This window comes from Pseudoduganella sp. GW821-FHT11H04 (assembly GCF_058807935.1).
Genome location: NZ_JBXARE010000022.1, coordinates 42,249 through 56,117 on the forward strand (window position 1 = coordinate 42,249; position 13,869 = coordinate 56,117).

The following is a 13,869-nucleotide window of genomic DNA, read 5'->3' on the forward strand; positions in this document are numbered from 1 at the left end:
CATGGGCCGCCATGCGCTGGTCCTGTTTGCGCATGGCGCCCGTTCCGCCAGTTGGGCGGAACCGTTCGAGCGCCTGCGCGATATGACTGCCGCGCGCGCTCCGGAGCTCGATGTGTCGCTGGCCTTCCTAGAGCTGATGTCGCCGCGCCTGCAAGACCAGGTGGCATCGCTCGCCGCGCAGGGCTGCGATGATGTGACGGTGGTGCCGGTATTCCTGGGACAGGGCGGTCATGTGCTGCGCGACCTTCCTTTGATCCTGGACGAAATGCGCCTGGCGCATCCTGGCGTGAAAATCCATACCGTCGGAGCGGTGGGCGAAGACCCCACCGTGCTGCAGGCGATGACGGACTACTGCCTGAAATCGGTGGCCGATGGCGCCTGAATTCCCGATCGTCGCGGCGATCCAGTCCGCTTCCATCAAAGGCGATATCGCCGCCAATCTCACGCGCCACCTGGCGCTTGCCCGGCAGGCTGCGTCGCTCGGCGCGCGGCTGGCGCTCTTCCCTGAACTTTCCCTGACCGGTTACGAGCCCGATGTTGCTGCGGCGACGGCCATGCGCGGCGACGATGCACGCCTTGCACCGCTGGCCGAACTGGCGCGAAGCAGTGGCATGATCATCGTGATTGGCGCGCCGCTGTGCATCGACGGCGTGCTGCACATCGGCGCCATATCCTTCCTTCCGGACGGCAGCGTGGCCGAATACACCAAGCAGCACCTGCATGATGGCGAAGATGCCGTATTCACTCCCGGCCATGGCGGCGAGGCGCTTGATATCGAGGGCGCACCGGTGTCGCTGGCGGTATGCGCCGACTTCACTCACGCCAGTCATGCGCAGGCTGCGGCACAGGCGGGGACAAAGCTATATGCCGCCAGCGTGCTGGTGTCGCCTGGAGGATATGCCAAGGACAGTGAAATCCTGCGGGGTTATGCGGAACAGCACGCGATGCCGGTGCTGATGTCCAATCATGGCGGGCCAACCGGCGGCTGGCAATCGGCCGGCCACAGTGCGCTCTGGGATGAGCGCGGGAGGCTGGTGGTGGAAGGCGGTCCAGGCGAATGCCTGGTGCTGGCCAGCCGCACGGCTGGCGGCTGGCAGGGACGGGTGGTGGCCGCGGCTTAAGCGCCGGCCTTGGCGTGGGAAACCATAGCGGCGATGGTGCTGCCTGGATTGTCGAACTCGCGCTGCACCGCGTCGCGCAGGGCTTCCGATTTCAGGGAGTCGAGTGCGGCGGCGCTGGTTTTGGCTACTTCTTCATCTTCGCCCAGGCGGCGGAACACTTCCACGATCAGGCGTACTTCCTTGGTGTAGTTCAGGACGAAGGCCAGCAGCTGCGGGGCAGACGAAGTGTTGCCGCGCTTTGCCAGGTCTTTGGCGAAATCGTTGACGCGCTTTGCCAGGGTCGCGATGCGGGCTACCGGATCTGGCAAGTAGCGGCGCGCCATCGGAAAGTCTTCCACCGCCACCAGGGCCGGCAGGGCCAGGTCGGCGCAATCTTTGGCAAGTTCCGGCAACTGGGTGTCCAGTTGGGAAAACAGTTCATAGGTCGCGCGGTCTTCGCCGAGCGCGCTGTTGATGGCGCTCACGTCGTGGAAGCGGGCCAGGGTGGCGCCGCCGTTCAGGATGCGTTGGGCATCGCGGTCGCGGATCGCTTGCAGGGCGCGGCGCGCCAGCGGGAATTGTTCGGCGAGGTAGATCCAGTCGCGCAGGGCGAAGGACAGGCGGACGCCGGCCAGTGTTGGGTCTTCTTCGAGCGCGTGCTCGTGGAACCACAGGTGGTCGCGCAGGGCGTCTTCGTATTTGCCTGCCAGGCGCGCATTGCGTGCGCGCTCCAGGACTTCGTGGGCTTGGCTCATCTTTTACCTCTCATTGCAAGAGGACGGTATTTTACCGTTTTTGCAGCGATCGGGGCGCCATTGCCTTGCCCAGCATGACCAGCACCGGCCCATGAGCAGATGGCAACCCGTGCGACAGCTCAGCAAGCGTAATACGCTCAATACGCTGGTCCGGGCGGCTGACATTCTCAATCACGACCACCGGCGTATCCGGCGAGCGGCCCTGCGACAGCAGGTTATTCGCCGTAGCGATAGCCTCACGCCCACCCATATACTGGACCAGCGTGTCGGTCGAAGGAATTGTCAGCTCTTCCGGATGCCCCGGCGCAGTAGACGAAGTAAAGAACGCCACGCTGCGCGCCACGCCGCGTTTGGTCAGTGGCTGCTGGGTCGCCGCGGCGGCGGCAACTGCGGTAGTAATGCCGGGAACGATTTCGACTTCGATGCCATGCAGCTCGAGCGCCGTCAATTCCTCGTCGGCGCGGCCGAACAGCATAGGATCGCCGCCCTTGAGGCGCACTACCATGCCATGACGCGCGGCGTAATCGACCAATTGCTGGTTGATGTGGCCCTGCTCGGCAGAGCGCTGGCCGGCGCGTTTGCCGACCGAGATTTTCTCCGCCTGCGGACAGAGTTCCAGCATTTCTTCCGTCACCAGCGCGTCGTACAGCACCACTTCGGCTTGCGCCAGCAGCCGTGCGCCGCGCATGGTGATCAGGTCCTGCGCCCCCGGTCCAGCTCCAATCAAATACACTTTCCCGTATGGCATGCGCAGGTTTCCTTTCTAGGCGAAGCTTACTCGCCGAGGCGGATCATGCCTGCGGCTACAGTCTGGTGCGTGACTTCATCGATCAGGATAAAGGCGCCGGTGGCGCGGATGTCCGAATAGGCATCGGCCGCCAATGCTTGCTGCACGTTCAGCGCAATGCGCGCCACGTCGTTCAGCTTCAACGCATCCGCATCGTGCCGTTGCTGAGTGTTGATGTCAAGGATGGAATCGATTTTGGTCACTTTTGCAGCAGTCTGCTTGGTGCCATGCTTGATCCAGTACTTGCGGCGCAGGTCGAGCGGCTCTTCGGACAGCCAGCATACGTCGGCGTTCACTTGTTTGAGCAGGGAAGCCGGCTGCAAGCTGGAAGCCAGCAGGTCGCCGCGCGAAACGTCCACATACTCTTCCAGCACGATGGTCACGGACTGGCCGGCGCTGGCGCTCTGCAGGGAACCGTCGAAAGTGACGATTTCCTTAACCGTGGCGGTCTGGCCGGAAGGCTGCACCACCAGCTTATCGCCCACAGACACGTTGCCCGCTTCGATACGGCCCATATAGCCGCGGAAGTCGTTGGCTTCATGGCCGTTGTGGCGCGCCACCAGCTGCACAGGGAAGCGGAAGGCCGAATTGTGCGACTCGTCGTACACCGACAGGTCTTCCAGCAGGTCGATCAGGGTAGGACCCTGGTACCAAGGCATCTTGTCGGACTGTTCGACCACGTTGTCGCCCGCCAGCGCGGACAGGGGAATGGTCTTCACGTCCTTGATGCCCAGGGTGGCCGCGAATTCGCCGTACGCCTTGACGATGCGGTCGTACACGTCCTGGTCGTAATTCACCAGGTCCATCTTGTTCACGGCCACCACCACGTGCTCGATCTGCAGCAGGTGGGCGATGGTGGAGTGGCGCTTGGTCTGGATCAGCAGGTCGACGCCGCCGTCTTCGCGCAGCTTCACTTTCGACACGTCGACCAGGATGATCACGGCATCTGCGGTGGAGGCGCCAGTCACCATATTGCGGGTGTACTGTTCGTGGCCCGGGGTGTCGGCGATGATGAACTTGCGCTTAGGGGTAGCGAAGTAGCGGTAAGCCACGTCGATGGTAATGCCTTGTTCGCGTTCGGCTTCCAGGCCGTCTGTCAGCAGGGACAGGTCGATGGTGTCGCCCACGGTGCGCTTATGCTTGGCGCGCGACACCGCTGCCAGCTGGTCGGCGAAGATGCCCTTGCTGTCGAACAGCAGGCGGCCGATCAGGGTGCTCTTGCCGTCGTCGACGGAACCGGCGGTGATGAAGCGCAGCAGATTGCGTTCGTTCAGGTTTTCGTTCAGTGCGTTCATCAGAAGTATCCTTGCTTCTTGCGTTTTTCCATGGAGGCTTCGGAGGTCTGGTCGTCCATCCGGGTGGCGCCGCGCTCGGTGATCTGGGTCACTGCGGTTTCGGCGATGATCGCGTCAACGTCGGCAGCGTCGGAAGACACAGGGCAGGTGCAGGAGATATCGCCCACGGTGCGGAAGCGCACAACCTGGGTTTCGATGCTCTCGCCTTCGCGGGCCGGGGTCAGGTCGGTCAGCGGCACCAGCAGGCCGTTGCGCGGGATCACCTGGCGCTCGTGCGCAAAGTAGATCGACGGCAGGGCCAGTTTTTCGCGGGCGATGTACTGCCACACATCCAGCTCGGTCCAGTTCGAGATCGGGAACACGCGCATGTTTTCGCCTGGGTGGACGCGGGTGTTATACAGATCCCACAGTTCCGGGCGCTGGGCTTTCGGGTCCCATTGGCCGAATTCATCGCGGAAGGAGAAGATGCGCTCCTTGGCGCGGGCTTTTTCCTCGTCGCGGCGCGCGCCGCCGATGCACGCGTCGAAGCCGTGTTCGGCGATGGTTTCCAGCAGCGTTACGGCTTGCGCGGCATTGCGCGAATCGGTGGCCGGGTTACGCAGGCGCACGGTGCCCTTCTTGATCGAGTCTTCAACGGAGCCGACGATCAGGCGTTCGCCCAGTTCGGCCACGCGGCGGTCGCGGAACTCGATTACTTCCGAGAAGTTATGGCCGGTGTCGATGTGCACCAGTGGGAAGGGGAATTTCCCTGGGCGGAAAGCCTTCTCCGCAAGTCGCAGCAGCACCACGGAGTCCTTGCCGCCGCTGAACAGCAGGGCAGGGTTCGAGCATTCGGCGGCGACTTCGCGCAGGATGTGGATGGCTTCCGACTCCAGCGCGTCCAAGTGGCGCGAATTGACGTGTTGTTCTACCAGTGCATTCATTTAGCTAGCTTTCTTAATACGAATCAGTTTGCCGTCTACCAGGTGCAGGCCGCATTCCTTGGAGTCCGGGTTTTCCCACCACCAGCGGCCGGCGCGTACGTCCTCGCCTGGCTGGATGGCGCGGGTGCAGGGCTCGCAGCCGATCGACGGATAACCCTGGTCGTGCAGCGCGTTATAGGGCACGTCGTTGGCGCGGATGTAGTCCCACACTTCCTGCTCCGACCAATCGGCCAGGGGGTTGAACTTTTCCATACTGTGCGAACCATCATACTCCTGCACGGACAGGTCGGAGCGGGTTGCAGATTGGGCGCGACGCTGGCCGGTTACCCAGGACTTTTTGCCGTTCAGGGCGCGGCCCAGGGGTTCAACTTTGCGGATCTGGCAGCACTCCTTGCGCAGGTCAACGCTGTCGTAGAAGGCGTTCAAGCCTTTCTTCTCCACGTATGCGTCGATGTCGGCTTGCACCGGGCGATACAGCGCGATCTCGTAGCCGTAACGCTCTTGCACGCGCTCCACCATGCCCAGGGTTTCCTTATGCAGGCGGCCGGTTTCGAGCGAGAAGATACCGATTGGCAGGCCGGCCTTCAGGATCAGGTCCGTCAGCACCATGTCTTCGGCAGCCAGGCTGGAGGCGAAAACGGCAGGCGAGAACTCTTCTGCGACGCGTTCGAGCGTGGCGAGCGTATCCCGCACGCGGGTTGCAAGCTCGCTCATGATCAGGCTCCGGCGGCTGGCGTTGGACGTGCGTGGCGGCGGAACAGCGGCACGCGCTGGTCGACCGACGCCTGATAAGTCTCGCTGAACACGGTCAGGCCTTTCAGCGCGTCTTCGATGCTGCGGTCCGGACGGGTGTCGTAGGCGTCGAAGCCCACGCGCTGCATGGAGAACAGCTGGTCGCGCAGCACGTCGCCGATGGCGCGCAGTTCGCCGGTCCAGCCCAGGCGGGAACGCAGGTTCCAGGCGTGGGAATAGCCGCGGCCATCTGTGAATTTCGGGAAGTCGACGGCCACCAGCGCCAGGCGCGGCAGGTCTTCGCGCAGGGCGAGTGGGTCTTCATGCGGAGCGATCCACACGCCGATTTCACCGGCTGCGGCGCGGCTTGCGAGCGCATCGCGCTGGGCCAGCCAGGTTGCCAGCGGCACGATCACGCGGCCGGCGGGCACGGTCAGGGCTTCCGTAGCGGTTGCCGCGTCTTCAGCCGTACGGCCTTCGGCCGCACTGCCTTCAGCGGCTTCCGGTGCGCGCAGCAGGGTCCAGTCGTTGGCCACGATTTCGCGGCCCTTGATGATTTGCTTAGGCATATTCGTCTTCTCCTACCAGGCGGCCAGCGGTTTCAATCGGCGTGGCGTATACAAATTCCTTGAACGGGGCGATGCCCAGGCGCTGCGCGGTATCCACGAAGCGCTCTTCCGGGGTACGCTCGCGTACATACACTTGCAGCAGGCGGTCGATCACTTCCGGCATCTGCTGTGCGGAGAATGACGGGCCGATGATCTTGCCGATGGCAGAGTTATTACCCTGTGCGCCGCCGATCGACACTTGATACCATTCGCTGCCGTCCTTATCGACACCCAGCACGCCGATATTACCAACGTGGTGGTGGCCGCAGGCGTTGATGCAGCCCGAGATATTCAATTCGAAATCGCCGATATCGTGCAGGAAGTCGATGTGGTCGAAACGCTCGGCAATCGCCTGGGCGATCGGGATCGACTTGGCATTCGCCAGCGAGCAGAAGTCGCCGCCAGGGCAGCAGATAATGTCGGTCAGCAGGCCGATATTCGGCGTGGCCAGGCCGTGTGCCTTGATCTCCTGCCACAGGGCGTACAACTGGGACTGCTCAACGTCGGCCAGCACGATGTTCTGCTCGTGGGTCACGCGCAGTTCGCCGAAGCTGTAACGGTCTGCCAGGTCGGCCATGTAATCCATCTGTTCGGCGGTCGCATCGCCCGGCGGCACGCCGGTTTTCTTCAGCGACAGCACAACGGCGGCGTAGCCCTGCTGCTTGTGCGGCTTCACGTTGCGCTTCAGCCAGTTCTGGAACGGCTTCTCATTGCGTGCGGCGGCAGCGTCATACGCAGGCAGCGCCTTGTAATCGTGCGGCTGGAAGTAGGCGATGATGCGCTCCATCTCTTCCAGGGTCAGGGTCTGCTCGGTGCCTTTCAGGTCTTCCCACTCGACTTCCACCTGGCGGGCGAATTCTTCCACGCCCAGGGCCTTCAGCAGGATCTTGATGCGGGCCTTGTACTTGTTGTCGCGGCGGCCGTGCAGGTTATACACGCGCATGATCGCTTCGGTATAGGTCAGCAGGTGTTCGCGCGGCAGGAACTCGCGGATCACGCTGCCCAGGATCGGGGTACGGCCCATGCCGCCGCCGACCATTACCTTGAAGCCGATTTCACCGGCTTCGTTCTTGACCACGGTCAGGCCGATGTCGTGCACGGCGATGGCGGCACGGTCTTCCACGGCGCCGTTGATCGCCACTTTGAATTTACGCGGCAGGGCGATGAACTCGGGGTGGAAGGTCGACCACTGGCGCAGCACTTCGGCGTACGGGCGCGGATCGATGATTTCGTCAGCGGCCACGCCGGCGAATTCGTCGGAGGTCACGTTGCGGATGCAGTTACCCGAAGTCTGGATAGCGTGCATTTCCACCGAAGCCAGGTCGCTCAGGATTTCCGGCGTCTCTTCCAGCTTGATCCAGTTGAACTGGATGTTCTGACGGGTGGTGAAGTGGCCATAGCCGCGGTCATATTTGCGGGCGATGTGCGCGAACATGCGCATTTGCTTGGAGCTAAGCAGGCCGTAAGGCACAGCGATACGCAGCATATAAGCGTGACGCTGCATATAAAGACCGTTCTGCAAACGCAATGGCAGGAATTCGGCCTCGGTCAACTCATCGTTCAGGCGGCGTTGAACCTGGTCGCGATACTGCTCGATGCGTTCGCGGATGATGAGGTGGTCGTATTGATCGTATTGATACATAGCTTTCCCAGTAAGGCATGCCCAAAGTGGAATCAATGGTAATAAACTGGGGGCTTATTCCAAACAACATAGTCTTTATTTGCTTATATGCTGATAAGGCATAAGCATCAGCGTAAAATACGCGCTGGGGAGTCCAACGAGAGCGAGAATGAACCTTCACCAACTGCGATTCGTGCGCGAAGCCGTACGCCAGAACTACAACCTGACCGATGCCGCCAAGGCCCTGTTTACATCCCAGCCGGGCGTTTCCAAGGCAATCATTGAGCTGGAAGAGGAGTTGGGTGTTGATATATTTACAAGGCATGGTAAGCGCATTCGCGGCCTGACCGAGCCGGGACGGCTGGTTTTGTCCTCGGTCGAATTGATCATGCAGGAAATTGATAGCCTGAAACGGATCGGCAAGGAATACGCCGCCCAGGATTCGGGCAGCTTCACCATCGCCACCACGCACACCCAGGCGCGCTATACGCTGCCGAAGGTGGTGCAGGCCTTCATGCAGAAATACCCGAAGGTTCGCTTGTCTTTATTGCAAGGCAATCCGAAGCAGATCGCCGAGATGGTGCAGCGTGACCAGGCCGACCTGGCCATCGCCACCGAATCGATCGCCGCCGTCGACGGTCTGATTACCCTGCCGTGCTACCAATGGGAGCACGTGGTGGTGGTGCCGCCCGACCATCCGCTCCTGAAGATCAAGTCCGTCACCCTGGAAGAAGTGGCCGAGTACCACATCATCACGTATGATGCCGCCTTCGCTGGCCGCTCGCGCATCGACCAGGCCTTCGAAAAGCGGGGCCTGAAGCCGGACGTGCTGCTGGAAGCGATCGACGCGGACGTGATCAAGACCTACGTCGAACTGGGCATGGGCGTCGGCATCATCGCCGGCATGGCTTTCGATCCTGAACGTGACCGCAACCTGCGCGCCATCCCCGCCGGCTACCTGTTCGGCATGAATGTGTCGCGCGTGGCCGTCAAGCAGGGCGCTTACCTGCGATCCTATATATATACCTTCATCGAGCTGCTGGCGCCGACGTTGAACCGCAAGCTGATCGAACAGGCGATGAAGGGCGAACATGAGAACTACGAACTGTGATTAACGAAGAAGAACTGCAAGAAGTGCGCGAGCACGTCGAAGAACTGCTGGACGACCACGAAGTCCTGCAGCTGGAAAACCTTGACCTGGACAGCCTGGAAGTCGAGCCGGGCGAATATACGGCCGTCTACGCTGAATTCCTGTGGGCCCAGCTTGGGCGTGAAAAGCAGGATAAGTTCCTGAAACAATTGCGTGAGAAGGTAGGCAAGGACGTGCTGCTGGTGCTGATGGGTGAAGACTATGTGGACGGCGAAAGCTTCCCGGTCGCGCGCACCGACCAGCACGGAAATACCTACGAGTTCCAGAAAGATGGCGACGGAAACCGCTTCGAAGTCATGAAAAACTACCCGTCCGACAGCTGGCTGCGCAAGCGGATCGGCATCGCCGCGCGCGAAATCAAGGTCCTTCGATCCGAATATTACTGGGTGGTGACAGCACGCTTGAAGTAAATTTTTCCTGTCACATTGTTGAAGTAATTAAGGGGCAATATAGCTGCGTTTGAAACATTTCCCCTCAACTTCAACAACGTAGGACAACAAGTGAAAAAACTTACTCTGGCAGCACTGGTCATCGGCGGTTTCGCAGCACAAGCACAAGCCCAGTCGAATGTGACCATCTATGGTATCGCTGACGCAGGCCTCGTCGCTGAACGCGGCGGCGCGACCGGTAACGTCGCTAAGGTGACCAGTGGTGTGGGTTCCGCTTCCCGCCTGGGCTTCAAAGGCGTGGAAGACCTGGGCAACGGCCTGTCCGCACTGTTCACCATCGAATCCGGCGTGAAGATCGACACCGGCGAGCAAGACACCGCCGGCGTGTTCGCACAACGCCAGGCTTTCGTTGGCCTGAAGAGCAAGGACCTGGGCCAGGTGACCCTGGGCCGCCAGTACACCATGCTGTACAACGCCCTGTCGCAAGTTGCTGACCCATTCGGCGCCGGCTACGCTGGTTCCGCCAAAAACCTGTTCCCTACCGGCGGCGTGAACACCCGCCTGTCGAACGCCATCGTCTATAACTCGCCAGTATTCTCCGGCTTCAGCGTTGATGCACTGTACGGCGCAGGTGAACAGGCTGGCGACAACGATGCCGGCCGCCAGTTTGGCTTCGGCGTGAACTACTCCAACGGCCCGCTGAACGTGCGCCTGGTTCACAACAACAAGAACAACGACGTAGCAGCTGTGGGCGCCACCCCAGCCGTGAAGAAAGACCGCGCGAAGAACACCCTGCTGGCCGCCAACTACGACTTCGGCGTCGCCAAAGTCTACTTCGGCTACGAAAAAGACAAAGGCGCAGGCAGCGCACCTCTGCCAGTCGCCAATGCCTACGGCTACAAAGTGGCCCCTAAGTCCTCCGCCGACAGCGCCGAATGGCTGCTGGGCGTAGGCGTGCCGCTGGCCGGCGGCACCCTGGTTGCTTCCTACATCGACAAAGATGACAAGCAAAACAACCAGGACGCACGCCAGTACGCCATCGGCTACCTGTACGCCATGTCCAAGCGCACCACCTTGTACACCGCGATCGCCAAGATCAAGAACAAGAATGGCGCTGGCTACACCGTTGGCAACAACACCGAAGCCGGTTCGGGCGACAAAGCCTTCAACCTGGGCGTTCGTCACGCGTTCTAAGCAGTTTTTGTTGTAAGCAGTAGCACTCTCTCGAGGTGATTCATGATCTTTGGCGGGTCTTCGGACCCGCCGTTTTTTTATGAATTGGCGGGCAGGGGAACTGTAATGGCAATGCGCGTACCGCCGGCGCCGCCATCCACCGCCATGCTGCCGCGTAGCGATGCCACGCGCTCGCGCATTCCCAGCAAGCCAAGGGCGTCCGCCTTAGCCAGGTCGCCGATGGCGATGCCTCGTCCATCATCCTCGATCTGAATGTGCAGTTTGCGTCCGTCGCGCCGCAGGCGAACCTGCGCCGTACCTGCGCCAGCGTGGCGGGCGATATTGGTCAGCGATTCCTGCACCAGGCGGTAAATCGCCGTGCTGTAACGCTCATCGAGCGCCAGCGCATCGGGCCGGGCGTCGAGCAGGCAGCTGATGCCGTGGCGTTTCTCGAACTCGCGCCGTAGCGACTCCAGAGCGAAATACAGGCCGCCTTCGTCGAGGGCGCGCGGCCGCAGGTTGCCTGCGATGCGGCGCAAGGAGCCGATGGCGTTGAGCAGCAGCGCATCCATGCTAACGAGCCGCGCCGCCGCATCGGGTGAACCTGGCGGCAGCTGTTTCAGGAGCGTGAGTTCAACCCTCAGAGTAGCCAGTAACTGGCCCAGGTCGTCGTGCAATTCTCGGGAAATGTGGACGCGTTCATCTTCCCGGATGTCCGCCAGTGCGGAATCGGTGGAGCGGCGTCCCTGGGCGCGTGAGCGGGGATTTTTCAATTCGGCCTCCTGGTGGCAGCAACCACCAGGACACCGTATTACACCAAGCCGTTCGCCGGCTTGATCTGCGTCACATCTGCTTGAACAGATGGAGGAAGGAGCGGCTGACTTCCAGCTTGTCTGGGCGGCCTTTGATCATCACCAGGTGGCGGCCGCGAATGTCGCGCGTCACGCCTTCGATGGCGTTCACGTTGACCAGGGTCGCGCGGTGGATCTGCCAGAACAGGGCAGGGTCGAGTTCCTCGGCCAGGTCGCGCACCGGTTTGCGGATCAGGGCTTCGAATTTGTCAGTCTGCACGCAGGTGTATTTTTCGTCCGAGCGGAAGAACAGGATTTCCTCAACCGGGATCATGCGCAAATCCGAACCGATGCTGGCCTGGATCCATTGCAGGTACTTCGGCTTTGGCGAAGCGATCTTCTCCGCCAGCTGGCTCAGGATGGCGGCCATGTCCGCACCCTGGGCAGCGCTGGCGGCTGGCGACGACAGGCGGCTCTTCAGACGTTCAACGGTGATTTTCAGGCGCTCAGGCTCAGGCGGTTTCAGCACGTAGTCGACAGCGCCGCGCTCAAAAGCTTCCACAGCGTAGGCGTCGTAAGCAGTGACAAACACCACATTGCTCTTGTTGCCGATTTCCGCGGCGGCCTCCATGCCCGTTTTGCCAGGCATGCGGATATCGAGGAAGGTGAAATCTGGCTTTAGTTCATTGACCAGTTCAATGGCTTCTTCGCCGTTCTTTGCTTCGCCGAGGATTTCCAGTTCGGGCCAGACTTGCTCCAGCCGCATGCGCAGCTGGTCGCGCATCAGTCGCTCATCGTCGGCAATAATTGCTGTGGGCATAATGCTAAATGTGATGAAATGAGTTGATGAAAAGAGAAGTATTAATTATTCAATGGATCGCAGCGAATGGCAATCGCTTATTCAGAGCGCGCCAACTGGTATGGCACCTCGATAATCGCGATCACGCCGCTTGGCTGGTTTGGTTCGATTTTCAGCGAAGCCTGATCGCCATGCAGCAGTTTCAGGCGTTCGCGGATATTGGTCAGGCCCAGGCCGGTGCCGTTGCTTGGCTTGGCGCCAAAACCCAGGCCATCGTCGGACACGGTCACACGCAGCTTGCTGTGCGCCACCTCGGCTCGGACTCGCAGGTAGCCGCCCTCCGGCTTGCCTTCCAGCCCGTGTTTGATGGCGTTCTCCACCATTGATTGCAGCATCATCGGAGGGAAGGCGGCGGTGCGCAGGCCCTCGGTCACGTCGAAATCGACGGTCAGGCGCTCTTCCATCCGCATTTTCAACAGAGCCAGGTAAGCCGCTACCATATCTGCTTCGCTGCCGAGCGTGCTGGTCAGCTTGTTTTCGCGCATCTGCGGCAGCACGGCGCGCAGGTATTTGATCAGGCTGCGTTGCATGGCCGAAGCTCGCGGCGGGTCGGTTTCGATCAGGTGCTCAACAGATGCCAGGGTGTTGAACAGGAAGTGCGGCTCCACCTGGGCCTGCATCATCTGCATCTTGGCCTCGCTCAGCTGGCGCTGCATGGATTCGCGTTCGGCCGCCGCATTAGCTACCTGCGCTTCGGCTTCTGCCTTCTTCTTGCCGCCAACCAGCGCTTTCATCGCGAAAAGCGCCAACAAGAGAAGGGTAATAAAGCTCGTGAACCAGGTCGACGCCTGCTTGTGGTAGCGCGAGACTTTCTCTTCGGCTGCGCTATCTACCGCTTGCTCAAGGGCATTCGACAATTCTTCGCCGATCTGCGGTGGCAGTTCAATATGAACTTCCTCTCCGGGCATTGGCGCGGCAGGAGCTGCTGGTGCGGCGGGCTTGGCCTTTGGCGCTTTTGGGGCGGGAGGCGCGGGCGGCGCAGGGTGGGCTGCTTGCGCTGGCTCGGCAGGCTCCGCCGGCAGGGCAGGCGCCTCTGCCTCAGCGGCGGCAGCTTCGGCCGCATCTTTGGATTCCTGTGCCGCATCTTCACTATTTTGTTCGCCAGCCGCCGGCTTTTTGATTTTGCCTGCGCGTGGGTTGAAGTGGATGCCGCTGTCGTCAATTGTGATGTTCGGGTCGGCATTGCCGGTCTTCGCACGCTTATGTGAGCGAATCACCATCTCTTCCTCCCTTGAAGGCGAGAAGAGCTCATCCTGAAGTATGGAGGCGGCAATCATCGACAACGCGGCAAACAGGAAGAATTTCCACCACGACAAATGCGTCACCCAGCCGGTCGTCGCATCGAAGGCCCGGTGGATCCAGGCCAGGATGGTTTTTGCTGTGTCTTGAGCTTTCGGTGTTGGAAACATGCGCCACTTTCTATTGAATATGGGGCAAGTGTAGTTAAGCTTGGGGAAAGTCGCCAGCCGTGTGCGACAGAATGCAGAAATACGGGAATAGAAGAAGGCCCTTGCGGACAGTCGGATCGTTTGCTATAGTTCTGTCCCTCGCAACGCAACGCAGCAAACAGCGCGAAACGATGTGAGAAAGAAGGGGTTGACGAGTTGCGCGCTGTACCGCATAATCTCGCTTCTCTGCTGCTGACAAACACAACGATTTGTCGCTAAACGCAGCGATCTTTAAAAA

15 protein-coding genes are annotated in these 13,869 nt (G+C 60.9%); 5 read left to right on the forward strand and 10 right to left on the reverse strand.

Translation table 11 applies throughout. From position 1 onward, the window contains the following. Window position 1 precedes the first annotated feature (1 nt). Both AC1RTP_RS27375 and AC1RTP_RS27380 read left to right on the forward strand, forming a co-directional pair. On the forward strand, window positions 2–382 hold the full coding sequence (locus tag AC1RTP_RS27375; protein WP_498611803.1) for a sirohydrochlorin chelatase: 381 nt from the start codon (window positions 2–4) through the stop codon (window positions 380–382). After that, the gene (locus AC1RTP_RS27380) at window positions 372–1,121 is read left to right on the forward strand and encodes a carbon-nitrogen hydrolase family protein (protein ID WP_498611804.1); all 750 of its coding nucleotides are present in this window, start codon (window positions 372–374) and stop codon (window positions 1,119–1,121) included. The genes AC1RTP_RS27375 and AC1RTP_RS27380 overlap by 11 nt, the downstream gene beginning before the upstream one ends. On the opposite strand, the gene AC1RTP_RS27385 is transcribed toward AC1RTP_RS27380, so the two are convergent. The 7 genes from AC1RTP_RS27385 to AC1RTP_RS27415 are packed head-to-tail and all read right to left on the reverse strand — an operon-like array spanning window position 1,118 to window position 7,842. Next, window positions 1,118–1,855, reverse strand: coding sequence for a hypothetical protein (locus AC1RTP_RS27385; protein WP_498611805.1), 738 nt, complete (start codon window positions 1,853–1,855; stop codon window positions 1,118–1,120). The two genes, AC1RTP_RS27380 and AC1RTP_RS27385, sit on opposite strands and share 4 nt — an antisense overlap. 31 nt (window positions 1,856–1,886) lie before the next feature. Further along, window positions 1,887–2,603, reverse strand: coding sequence for a uroporphyrinogen-III C-methyltransferase (cobA, locus tag AC1RTP_RS27390; protein ID WP_498611806.1), 717 nt, complete (start codon window positions 2,601–2,603; stop codon window positions 1,887–1,889). Window positions 2,604–2,629: 26 nt separating this feature from the next. Further along, complete coding sequence (locus tag AC1RTP_RS27395; protein WP_498611807.1) at window positions 2,630–3,937, reverse strand: sulfate adenylyltransferase subunit 1; 1,308 nt, start codon at window positions 3,935–3,937, stop codon at window positions 2,630–2,632. Beyond that, window positions 3,937–4,860, reverse strand: a complete 924-nt coding sequence (gene cysD / locus AC1RTP_RS27400) for a sulfate adenylyltransferase subunit CysD (protein WP_498611808.1) — start codon at window positions 4,858–4,860, stop codon at window positions 3,937–3,939. The genes AC1RTP_RS27395 and cysD overlap by 1 nt, the downstream gene beginning before the upstream one ends. Next, a complete protein-coding gene (locus AC1RTP_RS27405) occupies window positions 4,861–5,574 on the reverse strand; it encodes a phosphoadenylyl-sulfate reductase (RefSeq protein ID WP_498611809.1) in 714 nt (237 codons plus the stop codon). Window positions 5,575–5,576: 2 nt separating this feature from the next. Then, on the reverse strand, window positions 5,577–6,161 hold the full coding sequence (locus tag AC1RTP_RS27410; protein ID WP_498611810.1) for a DUF934 domain-containing protein: 585 nt from the start codon (window positions 6,159–6,161) through the stop codon (window positions 5,577–5,579). Beyond that, a complete protein-coding gene (locus tag AC1RTP_RS27415) occupies window positions 6,154–7,842 on the reverse strand; it encodes a nitrite/sulfite reductase (protein WP_498611811.1) in 1,689 nt (562 codons plus the stop codon). The genes AC1RTP_RS27410 and AC1RTP_RS27415 overlap by 8 nt, the downstream gene beginning before the upstream one ends. 148 nt (window positions 7,843–7,990) lie before the next feature. Here AC1RTP_RS27415 and AC1RTP_RS27420 point away from each other — a divergent pair, with 148 nt between their 5' ends. The 3 genes from AC1RTP_RS27420 (at window position 7,991) to AC1RTP_RS27430 (ending at window position 10,554) form a co-directional block, all read left to right on the forward strand. Beyond that, entirely contained in the window at window positions 7,991–8,932 is a 942-nt protein-coding gene (locus AC1RTP_RS27420) for a CysB family HTH-type transcriptional regulator (RefSeq protein ID WP_498611812.1), read from the forward strand. Then, on the forward strand, window positions 8,929–9,381 hold the full coding sequence (locus AC1RTP_RS27425) for a class I SAM-dependent methyltransferase (protein ID WP_498611813.1): 453 nt from the start codon (window positions 8,929–8,931) through the stop codon (window positions 9,379–9,381). The genes AC1RTP_RS27420 and AC1RTP_RS27425 overlap by 4 nt, the downstream gene beginning before the upstream one ends. Window positions 9,382–9,471: 90 nt before the next feature. Further along, window positions 9,472–10,554 carry a porin gene (locus AC1RTP_RS27430; RefSeq protein WP_498611814.1) on the forward strand — a complete coding sequence of 361 codons (1,083 nt, stop codon included), beginning with the start codon at window positions 9,472–9,474 and terminating at the stop codon, window positions 10,552–10,554. Between the two features lie 77 nt (window positions 10,555–10,631). On the opposite strand, the gene AC1RTP_RS27435 is transcribed toward AC1RTP_RS27430, so the two are convergent. The 3 genes from AC1RTP_RS27435 to AC1RTP_RS27445 form a co-directional block, all read right to left on the reverse strand. Then, window positions 10,632–11,306, reverse strand: a complete 675-nt coding sequence (locus AC1RTP_RS27435; RefSeq protein ID WP_498611815.1) for a sensor histidine kinase — start codon at window positions 11,304–11,306, stop codon at window positions 10,632–10,634. A gap of 70 nt (window positions 11,307–11,376) precedes the next feature. Further along, a complete protein-coding gene (locus AC1RTP_RS27440) occupies window positions 11,377–12,144 on the reverse strand; it encodes a LytR/AlgR family response regulator transcription factor (protein WP_498611816.1) in 768 nt (255 codons plus the stop codon). 77 nt (window positions 12,145–12,221) lie between these two features. Then, the gene (locus tag AC1RTP_RS27445; protein ID WP_498611817.1) at window positions 12,222–13,592 is read right to left on the reverse strand and encodes a sensor histidine kinase; all 1,371 of its coding nucleotides are present in this window, start codon (window positions 13,590–13,592) and stop codon (window positions 12,222–12,224) included. Window positions 13,593–13,869: the final 277 nt, after the last annotated feature.

What these genes read in the sequence shown, in the direction of transcription:
- AC1RTP_RS27375 (WP_498611803.1), top strand. Translation starts at nt 2, where the DNA reads ATGGGCCGCCATGCGCTGGTCCTGTTTGCGCATGGCGCCCGTTCCGCC.
- AC1RTP_RS27380 (WP_498611804.1), top strand. Translation starts at nt 372, where the DNA reads ATGGCGCCTGAATTCCCGATCGTCGCGGCGATCCAGTCCGCTTCCATC.
- AC1RTP_RS27385 (WP_498611805.1), bottom strand. Translation starts at nt 1,855, where the DNA reads ATGAGCCAAGCCCACGAAGTCCTGGAGCGCGCACGCAATGCGCGCCTG.
- cobA (WP_498611806.1), bottom strand. Translation starts at nt 2,603, where the DNA reads ATGCCATACGGGAAAGTGTATTTGATTGGAGCTGGACCGGGGGCGCAG.
- AC1RTP_RS27395 (WP_498611807.1), bottom strand. Translation starts at nt 3,937, where the DNA reads ATGAACGCACTGAACGAAAACCTGAACGAACGCAATCTGCTGCGCTTC.
- cysD (WP_498611808.1), bottom strand. Translation starts at nt 4,860, where the DNA reads ATGAATGCACTGGTAGAACAACACGTCAATTCGCGCCACTTGGACGCG.
- AC1RTP_RS27405 (WP_498611809.1), bottom strand. Translation starts at nt 5,574, where the DNA reads ATGAGCGAGCTTGCAACCCGCGTGCGGGATACGCTCGCCACGCTCGAA.
- AC1RTP_RS27410 (WP_498611810.1), bottom strand. Translation starts at nt 6,161, where the DNA reads ATGCCTAAGCAAATCATCAAGGGCCGCGAAATCGTGGCCAACGACTGG.
- AC1RTP_RS27415 (WP_498611811.1), bottom strand. Translation starts at nt 7,842, where the DNA reads ATGTATCAATACGATCAATACGACCACCTCATCATCCGCGAACGCATC.
- AC1RTP_RS27420 (WP_498611812.1), top strand. Translation starts at nt 7,991, where the DNA reads ATGAACCTTCACCAACTGCGATTCGTGCGCGAAGCCGTACGCCAGAAC.
- AC1RTP_RS27440 (WP_498611816.1), bottom strand. Translation starts at nt 12,144, where the DNA reads ATGCCCACAGCAATTATTGCCGACGATGAGCGACTGATGCGCGACCAG.
- AC1RTP_RS27445 (WP_498611817.1), bottom strand. Translation starts at nt 13,592, where the DNA reads ATGTTTCCAACACCGAAAGCTCAAGACACAGCAAAAACCATCCTGGCC.